The following is a 24,588-nucleotide window of genomic DNA, read 5'->3' as shown; positions in this document are numbered from 1 at the left end:
CGCGGATCACCACGGGTTGTTGTCCTCGTCCTCCGAGACGGCGGGCCGCCGTGCCGGCGGCCCCGGGGGCGACGGCGGGGCGGCGGCACCGCCCGCCGGGGACGGCGGTACCGGGCCCGGCTCGGCGGGCGGCGGCTGGTCGCCAGGGTCGTCCGGGTCGGGGAACCGGCCGCGCAGGTTGTCGAGCAGGGCGGTGCGGGTCTCGCGGTCCTCGTCGCCGAGCTGCTCGGCCATCACGCCGGCGACGCGTTCGGCGATGCCGGACTGCGCGCGGCGCATGGTCGTGAGGATCTGCCGCGAGAGCTCTTCCAGCGGGAACGACTTGACCTTGTTCGAGAAGGTGAGGTCCGTGACCGTGCCGTCCGCGCCGACGGTGACGCTGACCGCGTCGTCGGAGCTGGTCGCGGTCAGCCGCAGCCGTTCGGTCTCCTCCTGCGCCGCCTGATACCGCTCCGCCTTGGCGGCGAACCCGGCCGCCCAGTCGTCCATCCGGCGGATCGCCTCGTCGGGGTCCCGCATCAGGTCCCCCAGGCCGTTCGGGCCCGTCATACCTTCACCTTCACTTCAGCCGAGCTCGGCGAAGCCGCGAGCTGACGCTCGAACGGCTGCGCGTTGCCTTCTTCCCCGTCGCGATAGGACTGCGCCGCGGTCTTGACGTTGTCGGAAAGCCCGCGCACACCCTCGACCGACGCGGACAGCGCGTCCTTCGCCTGTTCGCCCGTCGGCCGGATGATCGGCGGCAGGAACGCGCACAGCAGCCCGTAAGCGTGGTCCGACATCGCCGTGTCGGACGCCGAAACGGCCGTGTTGAGCCGGTCCACCAGGCTGTCGACGTGGCTCGCGTGCGCGACCAGGTCGTCCGGTTCGACCTCGAAACCGCCGGCCGTCATGTGGTCACTTCCAATCCTGGTTCTTCCAGTCGCCGATCACCGGGGGCGCGACCACCTGCTCGCCTTCGAAGAAGTTCGGGTCGTCGCTCTCGAGGTAGTCGGCCGCCTTGTGTTCCTTGTCGTCTTCCTTCTTGCCGCCGCGAGCCCCGCCCATGGCCCCCATACCAGGGGTGCCCGCCGCGCCGGCCGTGCCGCGCCCGGACATCGCGTTGCGCGCCGCCGCCGCTTCGGCTTCCGCGGCCGCGCCGGAGGCCGCGCCCCCACTCAGGTTGCCCGCGCCGCGCATCCCCGCGCCGCCGGCAGCGCCACCGGTGCCGGAGCCGCCGATCCCGCCGAGGGAACCGCCCCCACCGCCGCTGCCGCCGCCGATACCACCGATCCCGCCGAGCCTGCTGGCGATGCTGTCGCCGTTGATCCCGCCGCCGCGGCCGATGGTCGGCAGCTTCGCGCCGCCGGGACCGGTGTTCCCGAGCCCGCCGGTGCCGATGGGCAGGCCGGTGATCGGGTCGATGCCGGGCGGGGTGAACCCGGGGATACCACTGCCGACCCTTGGGCCGCCGCCGGTGCCGCCCGAGACGTCCGGGATGGTGGGGATGTTCGGCGGGGTGAACCCGCTGCCGCCCGTGGTCCCATTGCCCCCGATGCCGGACGGCGAGAAGCCGGACGACGTGGTCGTGTCGTCGAAGCGCGGCACCGAAGAGCCGGGGATGCCGGCGCCGGTGAAGCTGCCGCCCGTCTGCGTGTCGGGCACGTCGAACGAGGGCGGCGTGAAGCCCGCGCCGCCGGAACCGCCCGTCCCGCTGCCGCCGCCGGGGATACCGCTGCCGGAAAAGCCGGAGCCACCGGCCCCCTCTCCGCCGGGGATGCCGCTCCCGGAAAAGCCGGAGCCGCCGGTGCCCGAGCCGTCGCCGGGAATGCCGGACAGGCCCGCGCCGCTGCCGCCGGGAACGTCGGCGCCGGGGATGCCCGCACCGGCGCCACCCGTGCCGTTGCCGTTGGCACCGTCGAGACCCGCCGCGGTCAGGCCGGCCGGGGTCCGCGCGGTCGTCCCGTCCAGCGACGGCTCCACCGGGTTCCGCGCCAGCAGCGGCTGGGAGCCGGTCGCCGCGCCCCCGCCCGACGGCGCCCTGGTGGCCGAGCGCGCCGTCGCGGTCGGCAGCTTCGGCGGGGCCGGGAACTTGGGGGTGGCGACGGCGCTGCCGATCGTTTCGTCGTACTGCGTCAGGATCTGCGCGGCGTGCTCGCGGGCGACCTGCTGCGCCTTGTAGGTCTGCAGGGCCTCGCCCGCCGCCGAGGCGTACTGCACCGGGTCGGTCATCTGCTGCAGGCGCTGGTTGGTGGCCTGCAGGTCGAACTGCACCGGCGGGTTCGCGGTCATCTGCCGCTGGGTTTCGTTGAGCGCCTGGGAGTGGATCTCCTGCTGCCGCCCGGCGAGCGTCGCGCCCTGCGCGGTCGCGCCGAGCCACTTGCCGACGCCGGCGAGGTGCTCGCGGACGGCGTCACCGGCGCCGCCCTGCCAGTTGCTGGTGCTCGCGTTGATCGCGTCGGCGAGGGTCTTCTGGTGCGTGCCCAGTTCGTTGCCGACGCGCACCCACTCTTCCGAAGTTTCCGCGACGGTCGCCGAGTTGGCGTCCAGTGTGATGGCTTCGTTCATCTGCTCGTGGCTGGCGTTGGCCCACAGCGTGCGCGGCGCGCCGCCGGTCTCGCGCATGGAGAGGCCCTCGTCGAGGCCGTGCTTGGCGTCGGCGAGGTGCTGCTCGTAGAGCTCCTGGATCTTCCGGTCGCGCAGCACCGGGTCGACGACCGGGCCGAGCCAGCCGCGCCGGATCTCGTCGTCGACCTGCCGGGTGGCCATCTCCCGGATCTGGTCGCCCGAAGGCGAGCTGTCCGTGGTCAGCGGCCCGACGTAGTACTTCGACGACGAGTCGGCGGTGACGTCGTAGAGGGGGCTGTGCGGGTCGTAGTCCGGGGACGACGGGTCCGACACGGACTGGGCGGTGGGTGCCACGGTCTCCCTCAGCTGTGGTCGGCGGGCGGGATCGCCGCGAGCGTGGCCCGCGTGTTCTCTTCCCGGGACTGGTAGTTCTTCTTCGCCAGCTTGATGGCCTCGATGTAGGTCGGGAACTCCTGCCGCGCCGCCTGCAGCTGGGTGAGCAGCCCGTGCTCGTCGGCCGCGGTGCTGACCATGTGCGCGGAGACCCACTGCCCGGTGGCGGTCCGGCTCATCGCCGGCGCGTCGTGCAGCCGCTGCAGCGTGGCCCACCGCGCTTCGAGCGACTCGAGCACGCCTTCGAGCGCCTTGATCAGCTGGTTTCCGGTGGTGTCGTCGATCGCGAAGCCGCCGCTCTGGGCGAGCCGCTTCAGCTGGGCACCGGCGAGCCCGACGCGGACCGCGGCCACCGTCTTGGCCTCGGGCGTCGTCGCGGCTTGCATCTGCATGGCCGCCTGGAGAGCCTGGGCTGTCGCCGCGGTCTCTTCCGTCATCAGGACTGTTCCTCCCCGATCAGTAGACAGCCGCGATCGCGTGCCGGATCGCGCGCGCGAGGTCGGCCCGCCCGGCCGGCACGTACTCCGCGGTCAGCTCGCCCGCTTCGCCGGTCTTGGTGTGCACCAGGTACCGGCCGTCGGCGGTGTCCAGCCAGCTCAGCGGCTCGCCGGCCAGCAGCTCGCCCCGCCGGCCCTGAGCGCTGACGGCGATGTTGCCACCCCCCAGCCGAGGTTCGGCGAGCACCCGTTCCAGCACGGCGACGTCCGACGATTTCGGCGCCGGAGGCCGCCGCCCGGGCCGCACCACGGCCTTGACCTCGATCATCCCGAAGGCATCGGTCTCTTCTTCGTCGAACTCGGCGTCCGCGATGCGCTTGGCGGTCATGGCCGAAACTTCCCGCCCGGCGGCGCGGTGCACGACGTGCCTGCCGGTGGTGGCGGCCGGAGCCGGCGGCAGCACACCGGTGACGACCTCGACGAGGTCCTCGTCCGCGAACAGCGAAAACAGCAGTTCATCGGTGTCCGCGGCCTGGGTGACACCGAGCGCCTGGGCCCCATCGGTGACGACGAGCACGGCAACATCGGCACCAAGGCCGTCGATCCCGCTGACGGCAACCGAAACCCGCGACTCGGCAAGCAGCTCGAAGGCCATCCGCACGCCGGGGTGCAGCTCGCCGGAGACGGAGAGCCGCCGTTCTTCGAGAGCGTCGTAAACCTGCCGCGCGACGTGCACGAACCGCACGGGATCGGCGGGCAGGTGCCCGGCACGCAGGGGGTACCGCCGGATGTCGCCCCCGGTCGCCTGCCCGACGACGAGAGCTTCGACGACCTCGAGGACGAACTCGAACCGCTCCGCCATATCCCCTCGCCGCACTCGTTTCGTCAAGCCCTCAAGCAATTCTCCTTACGAACAGTAGCAGTGCCGCAAGATGCCGCGTCGGCACCGCCACGCGGATGCCCGAAAGACCACGATCCCTGGACAGCGCGGGCAAAGGCCCTGAGCCAACCTTCGGCCAAGCGACCAACCCACCACGGCGGATACCTCCAGCCCGGCCGCAAGTGCAGTGGCACACCGCTGCCAGCCTCATAAGGCGACGTGGGCAGGGACAGCTTCGCAACCGAAGCGGCGGAGGCGACAGCTGTGGTCGCAACCCCGGGCCGCACTGCTTAGCCTGGGCGCGGCTGCCCACCGCACCCGCCCAACCGAACGCGCGAGACGTTGGTGCGACAGAGTCTTCGCTATCGAGCGGCACCGGCCCAGGCGGATGCGGTTGTCGATCCGCGGCTGTCTGATCGTCGCCCGTGCCGGTTACCCGGATGAACCGCTCGACTGCTTCCTCACACCTCCCCGACGGCGTGGGTGTGGGCCCGGAGCCGGTGGCTGCGGGCCTGTCCCATGCTGTGGTTATGCCGCGAAGGGCAAGGGTTGGTGCAGGTTGTTGCGCCGGGGTTTTCGCTGTTTGTCTAGGAAGGCTGGCGGTAGGAATTCGGGGAGACCGTCGGCGGCGATCCGGACCTCCCACCCCGAGCGGTGCAGCAGCCGATGGTGGTGGGCGCACATCAGCACCAGATTGCCCAGCTCGGTGGGACCACCATCGGCCCAGTGACGGATGTGGTGACCCTGACAGTGCCGAGGTGGCCGATGACACCCCGGGAAGGCACAGCCCCGGTCCCGCAGGTACAGGGCGTGGCGGATCGCTCGGGGAACCAGGCGCCGCAGACGCCCCACATCGAGGGGTTCGCTGTGGGTGCCGAGCACCGCGGGAATGATCATGCAGTCGCAGGCGTGCAGCCGGGCTTCGGCGGCGGAGATCGTTCCCTCATCCCCCAGGAGGGCGGTGCCGATACCGGTCTTCAGGTCGGTCAGGGAGACCGCGACCATCACGTGGGCGCGTTCCCCGGCCTGCATCGGCAGGTCCGGGGTGGTCCACGCCAGGTCGATCGCGTCGGAGAAGGCGTCGCCGTAACGTTCCTGCGGCGACCGCAAATCCGGGCCCTCGCCGGTGGGGCGACGCTGGGCCAGCGAATCCAGCAGGACACTGGCCCGGGCACCGGTCTCGTCATCCAGCTTGCCGTTGATCTCCCAGATCCCGGTCCGTTTGCGTCGCAGGGAGAGTTCCCGGGTGGGGGTGGCGGGTTCGGTGTCGTCGGGTTCCGCCCCGTCGGGGTCGAGGTGCGCGAGGATGCGGGCGCCGAGCGCGGCGACCTGCCGATGCCCCGCCTCGGCGGCGAAGTCGAGCAGATGCCGCTCGGCCCCCTCGCGGTGCTCGGGCGGAACGTCTTGCAGTACCCCGGCAATCACGTCGATCATCGGGTTGCTCAGCTGTCCCGACCGGGCCACGACCCCCGTGGCGGCCGCCAGGGCCGGGATCGGAGTGCCGTCCAGGCTCAGGCCGGGGTTGAGGGCGCGGGCGCGTTTCACCATCCGCTCGGCGGAGGCTTTCGGGACATCCGCGAGGTGCTCCAGCAATCGGGGCACATACCGGTAGCCGAACAGCTCCAGCACCCCCCGCTGCTCGATCTCGACCAGCAGGGCGCCGAGTTCGGCTTCGGCGGACCGGATGCACGCGAACAGGGAGCCGATGCGGTCGGCGATGGCCACCGCATCAGACTGCCGGATCGCGTGTTCGGTCATAACTCAATGATTACCGGCAATCGAACACCTGTCATCACACGAACAGGTACCACCAAAGCAGAACTGTCACAGCACCGGAACACCCCACGAGAAAGTCGGCAGAGGGACTCGATGCGTGGGGAATCGGCGCTGGCGACCACAAGGACAAGCAACCACGACAAGCGCCGATTTCCCACGCCACGGCGAAGCCGCGCTTGAAACTCGAGAAAATCACGGAGAAACCAACCGAGCCCGATCGATATCAGCCCCACGATAGAGCCGCTCCGGAATCCGAGCCAGGGTGGAAGGATGAACCTGCTCCCCCAACCCGTAAAACTTCTGAAAACTCATGATGAGCGGCCGCCAAGCGTCAGGATCGATGCGATCGTCACTACCGGCCAACCGGATCTCATCATGCACGAAAACCCGCTGAACCCGAACCTCGAAGGCGACGATCCCCCCATCATCCCCGACCGGATGCACGGCCTCGACAACAGCCTCCATGGCGACCGGACACTCGGCAACCCGAGGAGGCACAACGGTTTCCGAAGGAACAGGGGTCAACCCAGCGCGCGAGAACTTCGAGGCGACGTGAAAGTAGCCCCGTCGAACCTTCCCGTCCGGCACCGGATCCGACCCCGTGGTCAGCGCGAGCCGGTCGACGGCCGCCGCCTGGGTGTCCGAGGGGAGGTTCAGCACGCATTCGCGGGTGCGCAAAAGGTTCTGGGCGGTCTTGGAACGGACCCCGAGTCCGAGTATCGCCCGCCACCCGAGCCAGAATGCCGACGACATCGGGGCCAGGTTGGCCGAGCCGTCCTCGTTGGTGCTCGCAATGAGCACGACCGGGGTGCCGAAGTACAGGATGCCGGGCTCGATGGCCGTGTGCGCAGGAGTGTTCACGTCGTCGAGCGTGCCGTCCGCATCGGCCCCGGCGCTGGCGGGAATCGGCCATCGCGATCACCGGCGCCCCGAGGAAGGACGCCGGTGATCGCGGGAGCCCTCAGCCCGCCTGGGTGAGCGCGCGGCGCGTCAGGACCCGCGCCAAGTGGCGGCGGTACTCCGCGGTGGCGTGCGGCTCGTCCGGCGGGTTGGTGCCCTCCGCCGCCGATGCCGCCGCGTCCGCTATCGACGCACCGGACGCCAAGGCCGCTTCCGTGGCGGTGGCCCGCAGCGGCACTCCGCCCATGTTCACCAGCCCCACCCGGCCTCCGGCGACGGCCACCCCGACCATCGCCCAGTCGATCGCGCGGCGGGTGAATTTCTGGAAGCCCCAGCCCTGACCGGCCTGTGACGGCAAGCGGATTTCCGTCAGCAGCTCGGTCGGCTCCAGCGGTGTCGTGAACGGGCCGAGGAAGAACTCCGACGCCGGGATACGCCGCGAACCCGACGGACCGCGCGCGACCAGCACGGCGTCCGAGGCCAGCACCGCCGCGGGCAGGTCCGCCGCGGAGTCCGCGTGCACCAGCGACCCGCCGATCGTGCCGCGGTGGCGGACCTGCCGGTCGCCCACCGAAGCCGACACGTGCGCCAGCAGCGGCGCGTGCTCCAGCAGCACCGGGTCCCGCGCGAGGTCGCTGTAGCGGGACAACGCGCCGATCGCGACTTCGGCGCCGTCCATGCGGACGTACCGGAGCTCGTCGACCGGTCCGATGTCCACCAGGTACTCCGGCGCGGCCAGCCGCAGCTTCATCAGCGGCAGCAGGGAATGCCCGCCGGCCAGCACCTTCGCGTCGTCACCCAAGGACGCCAGCCGAGCCACCGCCTCGTCCACTGTGGACACGCGCAGGTACTCGAACGAAGCCGGGATCACCGGTCCACCTCCTGCCCCGAAGCGTCGATCACGGCGTTCACGATGTTGTGGTAGCCCGTGCAGCGGCACAGGTTGCCCTCGAGCCCCGCGCGCACCTCGTCACGCGAAGGCTTCGGGTTGTCGGCCAGCAGCGAAACCGACGCCATGATCATGCCCGGCGTGCAGAACCCGCACTGCAGACCGTGCTGCTCACGGAAGGCACGCTGCAGGGGATGCAACTCTTCGTCCGAAGAGGACAGTCCTTCGACGGTGGTGACGGCGTGGCCGTCGGCCTGCGCGGCCAGCACCGTGCACGACTTGACCGACTCGCCGTCGAGCAGCACGGTACAGGCCCCGCAGGACGTCGTGTCGCAGCCGATGTTCGTGCCGGTGAGCCCGGCGGTGTCACGCAGGAAGTGCACCAGGAGCGTCCGGTCCGGCACCTCCTCGGCCACCGCCCGCCCGTTGACCTCGATCGAGACCTTCACTGCGCGCTTCCCTTCCCGGTTTCTTCCAGTGCGGCCCAGACCCGAATGGGGGTCGTGGGCATGTCCAGGTGCTTGACGCCGCGTGCGGCCAGCGCGTCGACCACGGCGTTGTGCACCGCCGGCGTCGAGCCGATCGTCGCCGCCTCGCCGATCCCCTTGACACCCAGCAGGTTCCGGTCGGTCGGCGTGGTCATGTCGACGAGCTCGAAGTCCGGCAGCTCGGCGGCGGTGACGAACGAGTAGTCCGCCAGTGTCGCGGTCGTCGGGTTGCCGTCGTCGTCGTAGGTGACGACTTCCATGAGCGCCTGCGCCGCGCCTTGGGCGAGGCCGCCGTGGCGCTGCCCGCGGAAGGTGAGCGGGTTGACGATCGGGCCGGCGTCGTCGACGGCGACGATCCGGCGCAGCTCGACCTTGCCGGTTTCGGTGTCGACCTCGACGACCGCGAGGTGCGCGCCGAACGGGAACGTCGGCTTGCCGTCACCGAACCAGACGTCGGCGGTGAGCTTGCCCTCGGCGGCGCGTTCGGCCACCTGCGCCCAGCTGAGCACGGTGCTCGACGGCGCGCCGCGCACCTGCCAGACCCCGCGCTCGACGTCCAGTTCGAGGTCGTCCGGCGCGGCTTCCAGCAGTTCGGCCGCCAGCTCGCGGGCCTGGGCGATCACCTGGTCGGCCGCCTGCCGGATCGCCGAGCCGCCCAGCTGCAGCGACCGGGAGCCGAACGTGCCGATGCCCTTGGGCACCTCGTCGGTGTCGCCGTGCCGGACGGTGATCTTGTCCAGTGGCACGCCGAGCCGGTCGGCCAGCAGCATCGCCAGTGACGTCCCGAGCCCCTGCCCGTGCGGCGAGCTCCCGGTCCACGCGACGACCGAGCCGTCCGGGTGGATGTCGACGCGGCCGCTCTCGCCACCGCCGTCGCCGCCGGTGATCTCGACGTAGGTCGCGATGCCCAGACCGAGTTCGACCGGGTCGCCCGCCTCCCGCCGCCGCCGTTGCTCGGCTCGCAGTCCGGTGTACCCGGCGGCCTCCAGGGCCTTGTCCAGCGCCGCCGCGTATTCGCCCGTGTCGTAGGACGCGCCGGTCGGCGTCTGGTACGGGAACTCGTCCGGCCGGATGAAGTTGACCCGGCGGACCTCGGCCGGGTCGCGTCCGATCTCGGTGGCGAACAGGTCCATCGCCCGTTCGACGGCGGCCGTCGCCTCCGGGCGGCCCGCGCCGCGGTAGGCCGAGACCGGCGTCGTGTTCGTGACGACAGCGCGGCTGCGCGTCTCCACCTTCGGGAACCGGTAGACGCCGACGGCCATCAGCTCGGTCAGCGTCGGCAGGAACAGCGTCCGCGGGTACGCGCCGGCGTCCTGGATGACGTCGAGGCGGTACGCGAGGACCGTGCCGTCGCGCTTGCCGCCGATGGTCACGGTGTTCTGCTGCGCGCGGCCGTGCGTCATCGACGTCAGGTTCTCGCTGCGCGACTCGACCCAGCGCACCGGCCGCTCGAGCCGTTTCGCGGCCCAGCCGAGCACGGTGACCTCGGGGTCCGCACCGATCTTCGCGCCGAACCCGCCGCCGACGTCCGGCGTGATGACCCGGACCGACTCCTCGCCGACGCCGAGGCTCGCCGCCAGCTGCATCCGCGCGATCTGGGCGTTCTGCGACGACAGCCAGACCGTCAGCCTGCCGTCCTCGCCCCAGGCGCAGGATGCGCCGCGCACCTCGAGCGGGGCGGGCGCGACGCGCTGGTTGGCGATGGTCTGCGTGACCACGACGTCGCAGCCTTCGAAGATCGCGTCGTCGAACTGCTCCGCGCCGTTGACCTGGACGATGTTGCTGCCGGTCTCCGGGTACAGCAGCGTCTCGCCCGCCAGCGCCGCGTCGATGCTCGCGACCGCTTCCAGCGGGTCGTAGTCGACGTCGACCAGCTCGGCCGCGTCGGCCAGCTGGTAGCGCTCTTCGGTGACGACTAGCGCGACGGGTTCGCCGACGTAGCGCACCACCCCGTCGGCCAGCCAAGGTTCCTTCAGCGGTCCGGCCGCGTGCGGGTCGAGCCCCAGGTCGGCGGCGGTGAAGACGCCGAGCACCCCCGGCGCCGCCTTCGCTTCGGTCACGTCGATGCCGCCGATCCGCGCGTGCGCGATCGGACTTCGCACGAACACCGCGTGTGCGGCCCCGCTCAGCGCGTCCACCCGCAGGTCGTCCACGTAAGTGCCGCCCGCGGTGATCAGGTTCCGATCCTCTTGGCGGACCACCCTGGTCCCGACAATGCTCATCTGCTCTCCTGCTCGCCGATACCCCGCCGATCATGCCCGCACGCCGAGGACCACCGCCAGGCCCAGTCCCGCAATGCCGATGCCGATCCGCAACGGCGTGGCCGGCAGGTGCCGCACCAGCGTCGAACCCAGCCACGCGCCGCCGAGGGAGCCGAGGCAGACGGCGAGCGCGGCCGGCCAGACGACCTTGCCGGTGACCGAGAAGACGATCGCGGCGAGGAGGTTCGCCGAACCGGTGACCAGGTTCTTCGCCGCGTTGGTGCGGGCGAGTGGCTGGCTCCAGACCGACACCAGCAGCGCGAGCATGAGCACGCCCGCGGCGGCGCCGAAGTAGCCGCCGTAGACGCCGATGAAGAACGCGGCCACGCCGGTCGCCGCGCTCAGGCCGTGGTGTTCGGCACCTTCGGCCAGCCGGCGGAGCCGGGGCCCGGCCATCAGCACCAGCGACGCCCCGCCGATCAGCCACGGCACGATGACGGTGAACGCGCCGGCCGGGGTCAGCAGCAGCACGGCCCCGCCGCACGCGCCGCCGACGGTCGTGACGAGGCAGAGCGGGACGAGCCGGGCCCGCTGCCCGGCCAGCTCGGGCCGCGCCCCGGCCGCGGCGCCCGCGGTGGTGCCCAGCATGGCGACGGTGTTGGTGACGTTCGCGGTCAATGGCGGCAGGCCGGCCGCGAGCAGCGCGGGGTAGGACACCAGCGAAGCGAGCCCGGCGGTCGCCCCGGTCAGGCCGGCGCCGACCCCGGCGAGCACGAGCAGGAGCAGCACGAGCGGGTCGGTGATCACGGGGGCATCCCATCACGGCCGCCTCGGCTGCCGATCCGGGCGCGCGCCGTTCGTGTCGGAGGTGACAGGCCGGCGGAGACGGAAGGACATCCTCGATGCGTTCGATCAACGTCAGAACTCGAGGCTGCTCCGGGGCGAGGCGAGGCGAAACGGTGGCCGAGCTGGGCGTTCTCATCGCCCGCTACGGCCGTCGGGTACAGGGCCGCGGCGACCTCGTCCGCCACTGTCCACATCGGATTTCCGCGACCCGGTCCACCGGCGGCGGCCGCCCGGAGCGCGGTTGTCCGGCAGGACTTGATCGATCTCGGACGGCTCGCACCGGGCCCGGAGGCGAGTACCTTGGCACCACAAGGCTCGCCACCCCTCGCTCGGGAGGACGGATGCGCGTCACGATCGCCGAGGTCGCCCGCCGCGCGCGGGTGAGCAAGACGACCGTGTCGCGGGTGCTCAACAACAAGGCCGACGTCGACGCGGCGACCGCGGTCCGGGTGCGCGAAGTGATCGCCGCGACCGGGTACATCCCCAGTGCCGGCGCGGTCGGGCTGGCCCGCGGGGTGACGCGCACGGTCGGGATGCTGGTACCCGGGGTGACCTGGCCGTGGATGGGCGAGGTGCTGCAGGGCGTCGCCGACGTCCTCGAGGCGAAGGGCTACGGCTTGCTGCTGTCCACGGCCAACCGCGGTGCCGACTCGCTCGACGGCTTCTCGCGGCGGGTGTCGGCGAAGGCGTTCGACGGCCTGCTGCTGGTGGAACCGCCGGATGCGGTGCGGCACCTGCGCGTGCTGTACGACTCGGGGCTGCCGGTGGTGATGATCGACGACCGCGGCCGCCGCCCGGCGTTCCCGTCGGTGGGCACGGACAACCGCCGGGGCGGCGCGGCCGCTGCCCGGCACCTGCTGGACACCGGCCGCACCCGGCTCGCCACGGTCACCGGGCCCCACGGCTTCGGCTGCACGAGCGACCGCCTCAACGGCTTCCACGACGTCGTGCGCGAAGCCGGCCTGACGCTCGATCCGCGGCTGATCATCGAAGGCGACTTCACGAGCGAAAGCGGCGAGGCGGCCATCCTCCAGCTGCTCGCGACGGGCCCGGCGTTCGACGCCGTCTTCGCGCACAACGACCTCACGGCGGCGGGTGTGCTCGCCGGGCTCCGGAAGGCCGGCCGCGCGGTGCCCGACGACGTCGCCGTGGTCGGCTTCGACGACATCCCCTTGGCCGCGCACACCCAGCCACCGCTGACCACGATCCACCAGCCGCTGCGCGAGATGGGCGAGACGGCGGCCCGGCAGCTGCTCGCGCAGCTGGCCGGCGCACCGCCGCCGGAGGCACCGGTGATCGTCCCGACGTCGCTGGTCGTCCGCGAGTCGACCCGGGCGCCGCGCACCGCGGGCTAGCCGAACTGTCCATTGTGGTCAGTCGCTCGCGCTTCCCGAGGCGCGGCGCAGGGCGCGTCCGATGTCCGCCGGGGAGGACAGCACCGCGGCGACGTACGCGTCCGGGCGGACCAGCCAGGCCTCCCCCGGACGCGCTCCCAGCGCCCCGCCCACCGGGATTTCCACCGACCGCAGCCCCGCGGACCCCACGCCGGGGGTCGTGAGCAGGAGGAACCCCTGCCGGGCCAGGTCGCGCAACCGTCCACCGGGGACGGTCACGTCCGGCAGCAGCACGCCCGGTCCCGGGGGCGGCAGCGCCCCGCGCGGCGGCCGTCCCGTGGCCGGCCGCAGAGGATCCGGTGTCGTCAACGGCGAGTCCGCGTACCAGAACGGCTCGGCCAGCCGCCCCGAGTCGACGAGCGCGTGCGCGGACGGATCGGCCGCCGCGCGCGTCAGGACCTCCTCCCGGTACCGGCGCCCCGTTTCGTCCCGCGGCACCAGGAAGTCCATGGTCGCCGTCGTCACCTCGGCGTTTTCCACCGCGGCCGCGTGCCGTTCGGCGTGGTAGCTGTCGAGCAGGCCGTCGCCGGCGAGCCCGCGCAGCACGTGGGCGAGCTTCCACGCCGCGTTCTCCGCGTCCGCGACACCGCCGTTCAGGCCACGCGCCCCGAACGGCGCGACCAGGTGCGCGCAGTCGCCGGCCAGCAGCACGCGGCCGGCGCGCATGCGGCGGACCAGCCGGGTGTGGAAGCGGTAGACCGACCGCCACACGACCTCGTACGGCCGGTCGCCGATGATCGCCCGGATCCGGCGGCCGAGCGCGCCACCGGTCTCCTCCGCGGCCAGGTCGTAGCCGTCCGGCACCTGCCAGTCGATCCGGAACTGCGAACCGGGACACGGGTGGATCAGCACCTGGCGGCCGGGGTTCCACGGCGGGTCGAAGTGGAACCGCCGTTCGGCCGCCCACCCGGCGAGGTCGGCCCGGATGTCGCAGATGAGGAACAGATCGGCGAACGAGACCCCGTCCAGCCGTTCCCCGACGGCGCGCCGCACCGCGTCACCGTGCGCGCCGGTGCAGGCGACCGCGTAGTCGGCTTCGATCCGGCGCGGGCCGTCGGCGGTCGCGCAGTGGATCTCGACGCCGGCCGCCTGCGTCAGGCCGGTGACGCGGTGGCCGCGGCGGACGTCGATCAACGGCTGGTCCGCGATCAGGCCGTCCAGCACCTCTTCGACGCGGGCCTGGGACAGGTTCACGAACGGCGGGAGCGCGGACCCCGCGTCCGGCAGCCGGTAGGAGAACAGCTCCCGGCCGCGGTGGAACGTCCGCGCGGTCGTCCAGGTGAGGCCTTCTTCGGCCAGACAGCCCGCGCCCAGTGCCGCCCAGACGTCCAGGGTGTCCCGCTGGTGGCAGATGGCCTTGGACCCCACGGGGTCGCGCCGCACGTGCTCGTCGACGAGCACGACCGGCACGCCCCAGCGCGCGAGCAGCAGCGCGGCCGTCTGGCCGACCGGGCCGCTGCCGAGGACCGCGACCGTCATCCCTGCAGCTGGTCCCAGACCTCGCGGTCGCGTTCGGCCGTCCACACCACCGGCCGTTCGACGCCGGACAGTTCGTCCCATAGCCGGGAGACGTCGAAGGGCAGGCAGTGCTCGAAGATCGGCCAGTGCCCGTACCGGCCTTCCAGGGCGGCGTGCGTGCGTTCGAAGGCTTCCTTGAGCGTGCCGCCGGCGTCGCGGACCGCGCCGACCTCGCGGATCATCGTGTCGAGGAAGTGCCGGGTCTGCGCGATCGCCGCCTCGACGGCCGCCGCGCCGCGGCTCACGCCGCCACGGCCGCCGATCAGCACCTCGGCACCGAAGGCGGCCACACGGTCCAAAGTGGACGAAGTCCATTCGCGGTGGAACGCGTCGCCGGTGTACAGCGCGGCTTCGGCTTCCACGAGGTCGCCGGCGTAGAGGATCTTCGGCCGCGGCAGCCAGGCCACCAGGTCGCCTTCGGTGTGGCCGCGCCCGCAGTACTGGAGGACGAGGTCGCCGCGGTCGCCGCCGAGGTCGATGGTGAGCCGGTCGGAGAAGGTCAGCGTCGGCCAGGTCAGCCCCGGCACCGACGCCGCGCCCTTCGCGAGCCGCGGCATCCGGCCGAACTCGCTCTCCCAGTCCTCCTTGCCGCGCTCGGCGATCAGGGCGCGGGTATTCTCGTGCGCGACGATGACCTCGGCGTCGAAGGCGGACGCGCCGAGCACGCGCACCGCGTGGTAGTGGCTCAGCACGAGGTAGCGCACGGGTTTGGCGGTGTGCTCCCGCAGTTTCGCGAGCCACTCGCGGGCGGCGACGGGCGTGGCCAGCGCTTCGAAGCAGACGAGGAAGTCCTCGCCCTCGATCGCGCCGATGTTCGGGTCGCCTTCCGCGGTCAGCGCCCAGACGCCGTCCGCCAGGTTTTCGAGGGTTTGCGCTTTCTCCGCCAGGTCGGCCGAAGAGGCGAAGGCTTTCTTCGTCACGGCGAGCGCTCCTTGATCGTCAAAGGATTGACTATCCCTGCCGGGCCAGGCTAGCTCGCCGGACCGCCGCGGGAAACCCTCCGTCCCCTAACCTGGGCCGCATGACCGACCGACCGGCCGACCTCGACTACCTTTCGTTCGTCGACTACGCGATCGGGAAGGCGCAGGCCGAGCTGCCCGCGACCGACCCGGTCGCGATGCGCCTCGGGCTGACGCTGCACCGGCTGGCCGGCGCATTGGTCTACGACTGGGAATCGACGGTCCACCGGCCACGCGGCTGGAGCTGGGGCGGGTTCCGGGTGCTGTTCGTGCTGTGGCTGGCCGGCCCGCTCGAGTCCCGCCACGCGGCCAAGCTCGCCGGGATGAGCCGCGCGGCGGTTTCGGCGCTGGTGAAGACATTGGAGCGGGACGGCCTCGTGACGCGCACCCAGGTCCCCCACGACCGCCGCGCGGTCCGGCTGGCGCTGACGGAAGCGGGCCGCACCTCGGTCACCGACGCCTACCAGGAGCACAACGCGCGCGAGCAGGCTTGGGCGGCGTCGCTGACACCTTCCGAACAGACTGTCCTCATCGGACTCCTCGAAAAGCTCACGACGGGCCCGGCCGCGGCGGCCGCTCAGCGCCTCGCCTGACCGGCTGCCCCGGCTGTCAGCTGGCCAGGCCGGGCAGGGTGAGCGTGTGGCCGGTCTGCTCGGCCTTCGCCCGGAGGTACCGGACGTTGTTCTCGGTCGCGAACACCCCGGTCGGCACCCGGTCGCGCACCGCGATCCCGGCCGCCCGAAGCTGCGCCGCCTTGTCAGGGTTATTCGACAGCAGGTCGATCCGGCCGACGCCGAGCGCGCCCAGCATCTGGGCGGCGACGGTGTAGTCGCGGGCGTCCTCGGGCAGGCCGAGCGCGGCGTTCGCCGCGTACGTGTCGAGGCCGCCGTCCTGGAGCGCGTACGCGTCGAGCTTGTTGTACAGCCCGATTCCGCGGCCTTCCTGGCGCAGGTACAGCAGGTACCCGCCGGTCTCGGAAATCCGGGCGACGGCCTCGGCCAGCTGCGGGCCGCAGTCGCAGCGCGCCGAACCGAAGACGTCGCCGGTGAGGCACTCCGAGTGCGGCCGCACCAGCGGCACCTCGCCGGGTGTCCCCAGGACGAAGGCCAGGTGCTCGCCGCCGTCGGCCAGGCCGCGGAACGTGACGGCCTCGGCGTCGACCGCGACGCCACCGCCGAGCCGCAGGGGAATGCGCACCCGCGTCCGCACCCCGGCCGTCATGTCGTCACCCCGCGAGTCACCCACAAGATCGACCCTACACGAGGTTCAAATTCGAACATTGACACCGGCGAGGTGTGCCGGACCGGTCGGCACGCGTGATCAGGAGGCCGACACGCGTGATCCGCGGGACGACACGGCCGCCGGAAACCTCCCACGCCGTGTCGACCCGGCAATCACGCGTGTCGACCCCGTGAGCACGCCGAAGGCCGCCGGCGGGCGGCTCGTACCCTCGAGGCATGATCCCCGGTTCCACCGCCGCCTCGTTCCTGCTGGTCGTCGTGCTGGGGGCGATATCGCCGGGGCCGGACTTCGTCGTCGTCACACGCTCTTCGCTCACCGGCGGCAGGCGGGCCGGGATCGCCGCGGGCGCCGGGATCGCGCTCGGCGTGTTCATCTGGGTCGCCGCGATCGCGCTCGGCGTCGCCGCCGTGCTCACCGCGTCCGCGATCGCCTTCACCGTCGTCAAGCTGGCCGGCGCCGCCTACCTCGTGTTCCTCGGCATCAAGGCCTGGCTGGCCGTCCGCCGCGGCGGGTACCGCGACCTCGGCGCCGGCGAGCACAAGCCGCCGCTCGCCGCCGGGGCGGCCTTCCGCCAGGGCCTGTTCACCAACCTGCTCAACCCCAAGGTCGCCGTGTACTACCTGGCGCTGCTCCCCCAGTTCCTGCCCGCGGACGGTGCCGCCCTGCAGACGCTCGAGCTCACCGCGATCGCCACCGCCGGCACGGTGCTGTGGTTCGGCACCCTCGCCCTCGTGGTCGGCGCCCTGCGCCGGTTCTTCGGCGACGGCCGCGTCCGGCGGGGCCTCGACGCCGTGCTGGGCAGCGTGCTCGTCGCCCTCGGCCTGAAGGTCGCCGCCGAGACGGCGTGAGAACCCGCCGGAAGCCTCAGCTCAGCTTTTCGGACGCCAGCCGCGTGCCTTCGACCCGGGCCTTGATCTTCGCGAACGCGAGGTCGCGCGAGGTCGACGTGTCGTCGGCGAACGGCGAGAACCCGCAGTCGTCGCAGGTGCCGAGCCGGTCGGCTGGCACGAACCGGGCCGCGGCCAGGACGCGGTCGCGGACTTCTTCCGAGGTCTCCACCCGCGGGTCGATCGGGTCGGTGACGCCGACGAACACCCGCTGGTCCGCCTTGAGGTGGTCCGCGATCAGCCCGAGTGTCCGCTCCGAGTCGCCTTCGCTGGCCAGCTGGACGTAGAAGCGCCCGGCCCGCAGGTCGAACAGAGCCGGCAGCAGGCCCGCGTAGTCGACGTCGAGGCTGTGCACGGAGTCCTGGTCGCCACCCGGGCACGTGTGGACGCCGATCTTCGCGCGCTCCTCGGCCGTGAACCGGTCCAGCACGGCGTTGTTGAGCTCGACGAACTGCCGCAGCAGGCCGCCGGACGGGTCGAGCTTCAGCGAGAGACGCCCTTCGGTGAAATCGATCTGCACGCTGTCCGCGCCCGCTTCGAGGCTGCGCCGGATGTCCGCCGCCGCCTCGGTCACCAGGTCGGCGACGAACCGCTCCCGGGGGTATCCGTCGATGCCGTCGGCGGGGTAGATCAGCGAGAGGGCGGAGGCGGCGATCACCGCCTGCTTGACCGGCTTGTCCGTGAGCGCTTTCGCTCGCGTCAGGTACGAATCCGCGTGGGTCGCGTAGCGGAACGGGCCCGCGGTGAGCCGCGGCAGCTGCCGGGTGTGCCCGTCGGCGAACGGGATGACGGCGCCGTCCGGGGCCAGCGCGTCCAGACCGGCCAGCGGGTACGTCGCGAAGCTCGGCTTGCCCTGCTCGCCGTCGGTCAGCACCGGCGAGCCCGTCTCCTCGAACCGGCGCAGCGTGTCGGCGACGGCCCGGCTCTCCAGCCCGGCGAGCGCCTCGGCGTCGATCCGCCCGGCGGCGAAGTCGCCGAGGCCGTCGAGCAGGTAGTCCGGCCGCGGGATGCTGCCGATCGGTTCGGTGGGCAGGGTCATCGGGTCCTCCGGCTGCTCGAAGAGTCCCGGCGGGCAGGGCGGAGCCGGCCATACCGAGCGTCCCCAAGCCGTCCGGGTCGTCACCAGACACGTTCGAGAGGCAACTTAACGTGGCGGAAGGCGGTCACCCAGCGCGGATCACCCGGTCGGAGCAGCAAAAAGCACGAAATGAGAAGGCGTTCGGCGGTTCGTTCGGAGGACGATTGGGTATTCGCTCTGGCGATACGGCGGGTTCGGCGCCGAAGGAGTACCCCCCGATGCTCAGTCACCACGATCGCACCGAGCTCGAGAAGATCGAGCGCAGCCTGGAGCTCAGTGACCCCGATCTGGCTGCCGCGCTGCGCGACGGCAGGCGCCCGAAGTCGCGCGCGTTCCGGAGCGCCGTCCTGATCTTCTTCGACGTCATCGCCGTGACGCTGCTGGTCCTCGGGCTGGTGCTGCCCGATCCCGGCGTCACGCTCTGCGGGATCATCGCCCTCACCGGCACGGTCTGGACCCACGTGGCGCGGCACCGGATCTGAGGCGAGACTGGGCGGCGTGAAGTGGGTCCTGCACGTCGACCTCGACCAGTTCATCGCCGCGGTGGAGATCGCCCGCCACCCGGAGCTGCGCGGGCGGCCCGTCGTGGTCGGCGGCAACGGCGACCCCACCGAACGCGCGGTCGTCGCGACGGCGTCGTACGAGGCCCGCGAGTTCGGCGTCCAGTCCGGCATGCCGCTGCGGATCGCCGCCAAACGCTGCCCGGACGCCGTCTTCCTGCCCAGTGACCCGGACGCCTACCTCGAGGTGTCGGCGCGGGTGATGGCGGCGGTGCGGGAGCTGCCGGTCGTGGTCGAGGTGCTGGGCTGGGACGAGGCGTTCGTCGGGGCGGAGACGTCGGACCCCGAGGCGCTGGCGGTGTCGATCAAGGAGGCGGTGGCGCGCGAGACGGGCTTGTCCTGCGCGGTCGGGATCGGCGACAACAAGCTGCGGGCCAAGCTCGCCACCGGGTTCGGGAAGCCGGGCGGGATCTTCCGGCTGACGCGGGAGAACTGGTGGGACGTGATGGCCACGCGCCCGACCGACGCACTGTGGGGCATCGGCGGCAAGACGGCGAAGAAGCTCGCCGAAGCGGGCATCCACACCGTCCTCGACCTGGCGGGCGCGGACCCGGCGGCGCTCGCCGCGCGGTTCGGCCCGAAGACCGGCCCCTGGCTGCGGCTGCTCGGCGGCGGCATCAGTGACGCCGACGTCAGCGCGACCCCGTACGTGGCCCGGTCCCGCAGCCGCGAAACGACGTTCCAGCGCGACCTGACGGACCCGGCCGAGATGGCGGCGGAGGTCTCGGCGCTGGCGAAACGCGTCGCCCAGGACGTCCTCGCCGAGGACCGGCCGGCGGCGCGGGTGGCGGTCAAGGTGCGGTTCGTGCCGTTCCTGACCCACACGCACAGCGTCACGCTGCCCGAACCGACGTCCGATGCCGCCGAGATCGGCCGCGCGGCCCAGGAGGTGCTCGGCATGTTCGAGCTGACCCGCGCGGTGCGGCTCCTGGGCGTGCGGGCGGAGTTCCCGCGCGAGCCGTCGTGATTGTTCCGGAGGGTTAGAACACTGTTACTCACTCACGACAGGGCGTCCGGGAGGGGCAACGGCCGGTCGGGGTCCAGTTCCACCCCGCCCGCCCGCAGCGTGTGGTCCAGCATCGCCCAGATCGTGCCCGTCAGCTGGGCCGTCAGCTGGTCCAGGGTGAGCGCGCCGGGGTGGTCGAGCCAGCGGGTCGTCGCCGATTCGACGTAGCCGACCAGCCCGAAGGCGATCGTGTCCGCCGGCGCCGGGTCGAGGCCGAACGCGGTCAGGTAGCCGGTGAACAGCCCGCTGAGGTGCCGCGCGATGGTGCCGCGGACGTCCGCGGCACCCTCCGGAGTGGCCGGTAGCGTCCGGACCAGGTACCGGTGCAGCTGGGCGTGCTCGGTCAGCCAGCGCAGGTGCGTCGAGATCGCCGCCGCGATCATCTCGTTCGGGGATCCCTCGGGGTGCCACAGCGGCGCCAGCTCCGCGGTCACCAGTTCGGCCGCGCGCCGGGCGATCGCCCGCTGGAGGTCGGCCGCGCCGTCGAAGTGCCGGTACAGGCGGGTGCGGGCCACGCCGGCGCGCTCGGCGATCTGCTCGGTCGAGACGTCCGGGCCGTGCTCGGCGATCGCCTCGAGCGCCGCGTCGACGAACTCCGCGCGCCGGCGCTCCTGCTGGCCGGCCCAGCGCGCCGCCCGTCCGTCGACCTTGGTCACGGCGGAAGCCTACTCAGGACGCGGCAAGCGGTGTACGCTCCCGAAGTAAGTAGTACATCGCGTACCCCCTACTTTCGGAGGCGGCCATGAGCGTCGAGAACCGGGACGTCACCGCGGCCCGCCTTCTCAAGAGCTCCGCGAAGAACTCCTACGACCCGTACGTCGACGTCGACTGGGACGCGCCGCTCGCCGAGGACAAGGCGTACATGCCGCTGGAGCGCGTGTCGCTGTACGGCACCGGCCTGTGGGCGAAGCTGACGCCCGAACAGCGGATCGAGCTGTCCAAGCACGAGATCGCCAGCATCATGAGCGTCGGCCTGTGGTTCGAGATCGTCCTGATGCACCTGCTCGCCCGGTACGTCTTCGACCTCGACGCGCGCACCGAGCACGCGCAGTACGCGCTCACCGAGATCGGCGACGAGACCCGGCACTCGGTGATGTTCGCCCGCACCGCCGAGCGCCTCGGCGTCCCGCGCTACGGCGTCCCGAAGGTCGTCCACCGCGCCGCGAAGGTGTTCGGCGCGACCGCCGCCGGGCCGTCGATGTTCGCGAGCGTGCTCGTCGCCGAGGAGACCACCGACCGCTTGCAGCGGTCGATGATGGACGACGACGGCATCCAGCCGCTGATCCGCTCGGTCAACCGCATCCATGTCGTCGAGGAGGCGCGGCACGTCCGGTTCGCCAAGGAGGGAGTGCTGCGGGAGACGCCGAAGCTGTCGAAGGCGGCGCTCCAGCGGCACCGGTTACGGACCGCGCTCGTCGCCTACGGCGTCATCGACAGCATGGTCGACCCGCGGATCTACCGCAGTGTCGGGATCGATCCCCGCGAGGGCCGGGCCGCGGCGCTCGCGAACCCGCACTTCCACGAGACGCGCCGCTGGATGGCGGGGAAGATCGTGCCGTTCCTGCGCGACGCGGGGCTGATCGGCGGCCGGTCCGAGGGCATTTGGCGGCGCGCGCACCTGATCTGACCCGGCACGGCAAAATTCCCTTCCCGCGAGGCACGCGGCTACGCCAGGATTCCCTGGGTGACCGAGGGATTCCCGCTCGAACCCGCACCGCCGCAGCCGACCGCGCCCGCGCCGCGCCCCCGGCTGACCCGGCCCGTCGCCACCGGCCTGATCGGCGTCCTCGTCGGCGCGTTCCTGGTCGGCGTGCCGTGGCTGGTGCTGAGCCTGCTCGGCGGCCCGAGCGGGCAGGCCCCGGCCGCGCCGGCCAACCTGGGCGGGCTCGCCAAGGCCCAGGATGCGATCACGAAGGTCGCCGCCGCCCGGGGCAAGGCCCAGATCGACCGCATCACCAAGACCGACCAGGAGACGGCCGCGCGCGTGTCGGCGGCCTACGACGGCGCCGGCGCGGTGGTCCAGGACTACCAGGACGAGCGGCTGGCGCGGTCCTTGCAGCTGATCGCCGTGCGCGCGCCGTCGCCGGAGCTGTTCGCGCCCTACGAAGACGTCCAGGCCCTCGGCGAGGCCAAGCCGGGCACCGAACTGGTGCGCGTCGGTGCCGTGCAGTGCCTGCTGCACAACAACCCGGCTGCGCCCGGCTCCACCCCGGACCCGGACCTCTCGTTCGTGATGCAGTGCCAGCGCACCGGGCCCGGACTGACCGTCACGGTGCGGAGCATGGGCACCGAGGGCAACCACGACCCCCAGGAGCTGGCCGGGATCGTCGAGCAGGCGTGGCGCGAGGTCGGCTCGTGATCACCATCCGGGCGGCTCGCGCCGACGACGAAGCTGTGCTCGCGAAGCTCGACGAGCGCACCTGGACCTCCGTCATGTCTCCCGCGGCCCCGCCCCCACCCGGCACGCCCTTCTTCGACGAGGGCGCGCGACCCGAAGACTTCCTGGTCGCGGAGCACGAAAGCGTGGTCGCGGGCTACGTCCGGCTCGCCGAAGGGTTCACCATCCCCGCCCATCGGCACGTCCTGGTGATCGGCGGGCTCGCCGTGGACCCGGACCGGCGGCGGCTGGGCATCGCACGACAGCTCGTCGAAGCCGCCTTGGCCGAGGCCCGGCGGCGCGGCGCCCGCAAGGTGACACTGCGCGTGCTCGGGCACAACACCGGGGCCCAGCGGGTCTACGAGCGCTGCGGGTTCGTCGTCGAAGGCGTGCTGCGGGCCGAATTCCGCATCGACGGCCACGACGTCGACGACATTCTCATGGCTTGCCCGCTCGCTTGACAGCGTCGGCGCGGCTTTGCCATCCTGGTCGCGGGCCGAGAGGCGCTGCGACGGAATTCTTCCGCCACGCTCGGCCCGGTACGACGACTCCAAGGGCGCCTCCCGCGAGGGAGGTGCCTTTTTCGTTGTCCGCAAGGACTTCCGCCGCCTCCCGAGCGTTCCGCCGACGATTTCCGGAGTGCACCGAAAAATGAGTGACAAACTGCAGACCAGGGGCGGCCTCGACTTCGCCGTCGCCGACCTCGCGCTGGCCGACGCCGGCCGCACGCAGCTGCGGCTGGCCGAGCACGAGATGCCCGGCCTGATGGCCATCCGCCGCGAGTACGCCGCGGCGCAGCCGCTGAAGGGCGCCCGCATCGCCGGGTCGCTGCACATGACCGTCCAGACCGCCGTGCTCATCGAGACCCTGGTGGCGCTCGGCGCGCAGGTGCGCTGGGTGTCCTGCAACATCTTCTCCACCCAGGACGAGGCCGCCGCCGCGGTCGTCGTCGGCGCGCAAGGCACCGTCGACGCCCCGGCGGGCACCTCGGTGTTCGCGTGGAAGGGCGAGACGCTCGAAGAGTACTGGTGGTGCACCGACCGGCTCTTCGCCTTCCCCGGCGGCCAAGCGCCGAACATGATCCTCGACGACGGCGGTGACGCCACCCTGCTCGTCCACAAGGGAGTCGAGTTCGAAGCGGCGGGCGCGGTGCCGCAACCGTCCGAAGAGGACCCGGAGGAGTACCGGATCGTCCTCGAGACGCTGCGCGCGAGCCTGGCCGCCGACGGCGATCGCTTCACCCGGATGGCCAAGGAGATCCGCGGCGTCACCGAGGAGACGACCAACGGCGTCAAGCGGCTCTACAAGCTGGCCAAGGACGGCGAGCTGCTCTTCCCCGCGATGAACGTCAACGACTCCGTGACGAAGTCCAAGTTCGACAACAAGTACGGCATCCGGCACTCCCTTGTGGACGGACTTAACCGGGCCACCGACGTGATGATCGGCGGCAAGCGCGTGGTCGTCTGCGGCTACGGCGACGTCGGCAAGGGCGCGGTCGAGGCGCTGCGCGGGCAGGGCGCCCGGGTCGCGGTCACCGAGATCGACCCGATCTGCGCGCTGCAGGCGGCGATGGACGGGCTCGACGTCGTCGAGCTCGACGACGTGGTGGCCACCGCGGACATCTTCATCACCACCACCGGCAACTTCGGCATCATCTCCGCCGGCCAGATGAGCCGCATGAAGCACAACGCGATCGTCGCCAACGTCGGGCACTTCGACAACGAGATCGACATGGCCGGCCTGGCGAAGCTGACGGGTGTCGTGAAGACGGAGATCAAGCCGCAGGTGCACGAGTGGACGTTCCCCGACGGCCACGCGATCATCGTGCTCTCCGAGGGACGGCTGATGAACCTGGGCAACGCGACCGGGCACCCGTCGTTCGTGATGTCGAACTCCTTCACCAACCAGGCGATCGCGCAGATCGAGCTGTTCGCCAAGCCCGGCGAGTACGCCACCGACGTCCACCGGCTGCCCAAGCACCTCGACGAGAAGGTGGCCCGGCTGCACCTCGACGCCCTCGGTGTGAAACTCACCAAGCTGACGAAGGCTCAGGCGGACTACATCGGGGTCGACGTCGAAGGTCCGTACAAGCTCGATCACTATCGGTACTGAGAAGGCTCTGATCCAAGATTGCTCCATTCGCCGTAGTTTGGTTTATCCCGAAACTGGCCATCCTCCGGTCGAGAGCGCATCCGCCCGGACGGCACGGAGCC

Annotated in this window: 25 protein-coding genes and 1 riboswitch; of the genes, 9 read left to right on the top strand and 16 right to left on the bottom strand. The window is 71.8% G+C overall.

All coding sequences use genetic code 11. The features are described from left to right. Nucleotides 1-6: 6 nt before the first annotated feature. The 11 genes from CF165_RS06530 to CF165_RS06480 form a co-directional block, all read right to left on the bottom strand. Nucleotides 7-549, bottom strand: coding sequence for a YbaB/EbfC family nucleoid-associated protein (locus CF165_RS06530; protein ID WP_093946506.1), 543 nt, complete (start codon nt 547-549; stop codon nt 7-9). Continuing rightward, entirely contained in the window at nt 546-890 is a 345-nt protein-coding gene (locus CF165_RS06525; protein WP_093946505.1) for a type VII secretion target, read from the bottom strand. The genes CF165_RS06530 and CF165_RS06525 overlap by 4 nt, the downstream gene beginning before the upstream one ends. Before the next feature lie 4 nt (nt 891-894). Continuing rightward, a complete protein-coding gene (locus tag CF165_RS06520; RefSeq protein ID WP_093946504.1) occupies nt 895-2,898 on the bottom strand; it encodes a hypothetical protein in 2,004 nt (667 codons plus the stop codon). 8 nt (nt 2,899-2,906) lie between these two features. Beyond that, complete coding sequence (locus CF165_RS06515) at nt 2,907-3,374, bottom strand: hypothetical protein (protein WP_093946503.1); 468 nt, start codon at nt 3,372-3,374, stop codon at nt 2,907-2,909. A gap of 19 nt (nt 3,375-3,393) precedes the next feature. Further along, complete coding sequence (locus CF165_RS06510; protein ID WP_093946502.1) at nt 3,394-4,236, bottom strand: ESX secretion-associated protein EspG; 843 nt, start codon at nt 4,234-4,236, stop codon at nt 3,394-3,396. Nucleotides 4,237-4,782: 546 nt separating this feature from the next. Next, on the bottom strand, nt 4,783-6,012 hold the full coding sequence (locus CF165_RS06505; protein WP_093946501.1) for an HNH endonuclease signature motif containing protein: 1,230 nt from the start codon (nt 6,010-6,012) through the stop codon (nt 4,783-4,785). Between the two features lie 210 nt (nt 6,013-6,222). Next, a complete protein-coding gene (locus tag CF165_RS06500; RefSeq protein WP_167441376.1) occupies nt 6,223-6,891 on the bottom strand; it encodes a flavin reductase family protein in 669 nt (222 codons plus the stop codon). 100 nt (nt 6,892-6,991) lie between these two features. Beyond that, nucleotides 6,992-7,801, bottom strand: a complete 810-nt coding sequence (locus CF165_RS06495) for an FAD binding domain-containing protein (protein WP_093946500.1) — start codon at nt 7,799-7,801, stop codon at nt 6,992-6,994. Further along, a complete protein-coding gene (locus tag CF165_RS06490) occupies nt 7,798-8,268 on the bottom strand; it encodes a (2Fe-2S)-binding protein (protein ID WP_093946499.1) in 471 nt (156 codons plus the stop codon). The genes CF165_RS06495 and CF165_RS06490 overlap by 4 nt, the downstream gene beginning before the upstream one ends. Continuing rightward, nucleotides 8,265-10,529, bottom strand: coding sequence for a xanthine dehydrogenase family protein molybdopterin-binding subunit (locus CF165_RS06485; RefSeq protein ID WP_093946498.1), 2,265 nt, complete (start codon nt 10,527-10,529; stop codon nt 8,265-8,267). Before CF165_RS06485 ends, CF165_RS06490 begins: the two co-directional genes overlap by 4 nt. A 30-nt stretch (nt 10,530-10,559) precedes the next feature. After that, complete coding sequence (locus tag CF165_RS06480) at nt 10,560-11,315, bottom strand: sulfite exporter TauE/SafE family protein (protein ID WP_093946497.1); 756 nt, start codon at nt 11,313-11,315, stop codon at nt 10,560-10,562. Nucleotides 11,316-11,695: 380 nt separating this feature from the next. Here CF165_RS06480 and CF165_RS06475 point away from each other — a divergent pair, with 380 nt between their 5' ends. Further along, nucleotides 11,696-12,709: a LacI family DNA-binding transcriptional regulator gene (locus tag CF165_RS06475; protein WP_093946496.1), complete on the top strand. Its 1,014-nt coding sequence runs from the start codon at nt 11,696-11,698 to the stop codon at nt 12,707-12,709. Between the two features lie 18 nt (nt 12,710-12,727). Here the strand turns inward: CF165_RS06475 and CF165_RS06470 are convergent, their stop codons facing one another. After that, nucleotides 12,728-14,227 (bottom strand): FAD-dependent monooxygenase, encoded by a 1,500-nt coding sequence (locus tag CF165_RS06470; protein WP_093946495.1) that lies wholly within the window; start codon nt 14,225-14,227, stop codon nt 12,728-12,730. Then, nucleotides 14,224-15,186, bottom strand: coding sequence for an MBL fold metallo-hydrolase (locus tag CF165_RS06465; protein WP_093946494.1), 963 nt, complete (start codon nt 15,184-15,186; stop codon nt 14,224-14,226). The genes CF165_RS06470 and CF165_RS06465 overlap by 4 nt, the downstream gene beginning before the upstream one ends. A 101-nt stretch (nt 15,187-15,287) precedes the next feature. Here CF165_RS06465 and CF165_RS06460 point away from each other — a divergent pair, with 101 nt between their 5' ends. Then, on the top strand, nt 15,288-15,818 hold the full coding sequence (locus CF165_RS06460; RefSeq protein ID WP_093946493.1) for a MarR family winged helix-turn-helix transcriptional regulator: 531 nt from the start codon (nt 15,288-15,290) through the stop codon (nt 15,816-15,818). A gap of 16 nt (nt 15,819-15,834) precedes the next feature. On the opposite strand, the gene CF165_RS06455 is transcribed toward CF165_RS06460, so the two are convergent. Beyond that, a complete protein-coding gene (locus CF165_RS06455; RefSeq protein ID WP_093946492.1) occupies nt 15,835-16,446 on the bottom strand; it encodes a GTP cyclohydrolase II in 612 nt (203 codons plus the stop codon). A 236-nt stretch (nt 16,447-16,682) separates the two neighbouring features. Here CF165_RS06455 and CF165_RS06450 point away from each other — a divergent pair, with 236 nt between their 5' ends. Next, nucleotides 16,683-17,315 carry a LysE family translocator gene (locus tag CF165_RS06450; protein ID WP_093946491.1) on the top strand — a complete coding sequence of 211 codons (633 nt, stop codon included), beginning with the start codon at nt 16,683-16,685 and terminating at the stop codon, nt 17,313-17,315. A 16-nt stretch (nt 17,316-17,331) separates the two neighbouring features. On the opposite strand, the gene CF165_RS06445 is transcribed toward CF165_RS06450, so the two are convergent. Then, the gene (locus tag CF165_RS06445) at nt 17,332-18,393 is read right to left on the bottom strand and encodes a cobalamin-independent methionine synthase II family protein (protein ID WP_093946490.1); all 1,062 of its coding nucleotides are present in this window, start codon (nt 18,391-18,393) and stop codon (nt 17,332-17,334) included. 257 nt (nt 18,394-18,650) lie between these two features. Here CF165_RS06445 and CF165_RS06440 point away from each other — a divergent pair, with 257 nt between their 5' ends. Then, nucleotides 18,651-18,914: a DUF3040 domain-containing protein gene (locus CF165_RS06440; RefSeq protein WP_093946489.1), complete on the top strand. Its 264-nt coding sequence runs from the start codon at nt 18,651-18,653 to the stop codon at nt 18,912-18,914. Between the two features lie 16 nt (nt 18,915-18,930). Continuing rightward, the gene (locus tag CF165_RS06435; RefSeq protein WP_093946488.1) at nt 18,931-19,959 is read left to right on the top strand and encodes a DNA polymerase IV; all 1,029 of its coding nucleotides are present in this window, start codon (nt 18,931-18,933) and stop codon (nt 19,957-19,959) included. Nucleotides 19,960-19,991: 32 nt separating this feature from the next. Here the strand turns inward: CF165_RS06435 and CF165_RS06430 are convergent, their stop codons facing one another. Next, the gene (locus CF165_RS06430; protein WP_093946487.1) at nt 19,992-20,654 is read right to left on the bottom strand and encodes a TetR/AcrR family transcriptional regulator; all 663 of its coding nucleotides are present in this window, start codon (nt 20,652-20,654) and stop codon (nt 19,992-19,994) included. An 86-nt stretch (nt 20,655-20,740) separates the two neighbouring features. Here CF165_RS06430 and CF165_RS06425 point away from each other — a divergent pair, with 86 nt between their 5' ends. From CF165_RS06425 to ahcY, 4 genes are all read left to right on the top strand, one after another. Beyond that, nucleotides 20,741-21,625: an AurF N-oxygenase family protein gene (locus CF165_RS06425; RefSeq protein WP_093946486.1), complete on the top strand. Its 885-nt coding sequence runs from the start codon at nt 20,741-20,743 to the stop codon at nt 21,623-21,625. A 57-nt stretch (nt 21,626-21,682) separates the two neighbouring features. After that, nucleotides 21,683-22,357, top strand: a complete 675-nt coding sequence (locus tag CF165_RS06420; protein WP_093946485.1) for a hypothetical protein — start codon at nt 21,683-21,685, stop codon at nt 22,355-22,357. After that, nucleotides 22,354-22,836 (top strand): GNAT family N-acetyltransferase, encoded by a 483-nt coding sequence (locus CF165_RS06415; RefSeq protein ID WP_093946629.1) that lies wholly within the window; start codon nt 22,354-22,356, stop codon nt 22,834-22,836. Before CF165_RS06420 ends, CF165_RS06415 begins: the two co-directional genes overlap by 4 nt. A 31-nt stretch (nt 22,837-22,867) precedes the next feature. Further along, a riboswitch (S-adenosyl-L-homocysteine riboswitch) is annotated at nt 22,868-22,944 on the top strand. Between the two features lie 82 nt (nt 22,945-23,026). Beyond that, nucleotides 23,027-24,487 (top strand): adenosylhomocysteinase, encoded by a 1,461-nt coding sequence (gene ahcY, locus CF165_RS06410; protein ID WP_093946484.1) that lies wholly within the window; start codon nt 23,027-23,029, stop codon nt 24,485-24,487. Nucleotides 24,488-24,588 lie beyond the last annotated feature (101 nt).

This window comes from Amycolatopsis vastitatis (assembly GCF_002234595.1).
In the GTDB taxonomy this organism is placed as follows: Bacteria; Actinomycetota; Actinomycetes; order Mycobacteriales; family Pseudonocardiaceae; genus Amycolatopsis; species Amycolatopsis vastitatis.
This window is presented reverse-complemented; position numbering and strand designations above follow the sequence as displayed.

Coding starts and splice junctions, on each gene's coding strand:
- CF165_RS06485 (WP_093946498.1), bottom strand. CDS start 10,529: ATGAGCATTGTCGGGACCAGGGTGGTCCGCCAAGAGGATCGGAACCTG.
- CF165_RS06450 (WP_093946491.1), top strand. CDS start 16,683: ATGATCCCCGGTTCCACCGCCGCCTCGTTCCTGCTGGTCGTCGTGCTG.
- CF165_RS06530 (WP_093946506.1), bottom strand. CDS start 549: ATGACGGGCCCGAACGGCCTGGGGGACCTGATGCGGGACCCCGACGAG.
- CF165_RS06475 (WP_093946496.1), top strand. CDS start 11,696: ATGCGCGTCACGATCGCCGAGGTCGCCCGCCGCGCGCGGGTGAGCAAG.
- CF165_RS06505 (WP_093946501.1), bottom strand. CDS start 6,012: ATGACCGAACACGCGATCCGGCAGTCTGATGCGGTGGCCATCGCCGAC.
- CF165_RS06445 (WP_093946490.1), bottom strand. CDS start 18,393: ATGACCCTGCCCACCGAACCGATCGGCAGCATCCCGCGGCCGGACTAC.
- CF165_RS06425 (WP_093946486.1), top strand. CDS start 20,741: ATGAGCGTCGAGAACCGGGACGTCACCGCGGCCCGCCTTCTCAAGAGC.
- CF165_RS06525 (WP_093946505.1), bottom strand. CDS start 890: ATGACGGCCGGCGGTTTCGAGGTCGAACCGGACGACCTGGTCGCGCAC.
- CF165_RS06440 (WP_093946489.1), top strand. CDS start 18,651: ATGCTCAGTCACCACGATCGCACCGAGCTCGAGAAGATCGAGCGCAGC.
- CF165_RS06470 (WP_093946495.1), bottom strand. CDS start 14,227: ATGACGGTCGCGGTCCTCGGCAGCGGCCCGGTCGGCCAGACGGCCGCG.
- CF165_RS06455 (WP_093946492.1), bottom strand. CDS start 16,446: ATGACGGCCGGGGTGCGGACGCGGGTGCGCATTCCCCTGCGGCTCGGC.
- CF165_RS06510 (WP_093946502.1), bottom strand. CDS start 4,236: ATGGCGGAGCGGTTCGAGTTCGTCCTCGAGGTCGTCGAAGCTCTCGTC.
- ahcY (WP_093946484.1), top strand. CDS start 23,027: ATGAGTGACAAACTGCAGACCAGGGGCGGCCTCGACTTCGCCGTCGCC.
- CF165_RS06460 (WP_093946493.1), top strand. CDS start 15,288: ATGACCGACCGACCGGCCGACCTCGACTACCTTTCGTTCGTCGACTAC.
- CF165_RS06515 (WP_093946503.1), bottom strand. CDS start 3,374: ATGACGGAAGAGACCGCGGCGACAGCCCAGGCTCTCCAGGCGGCCATG.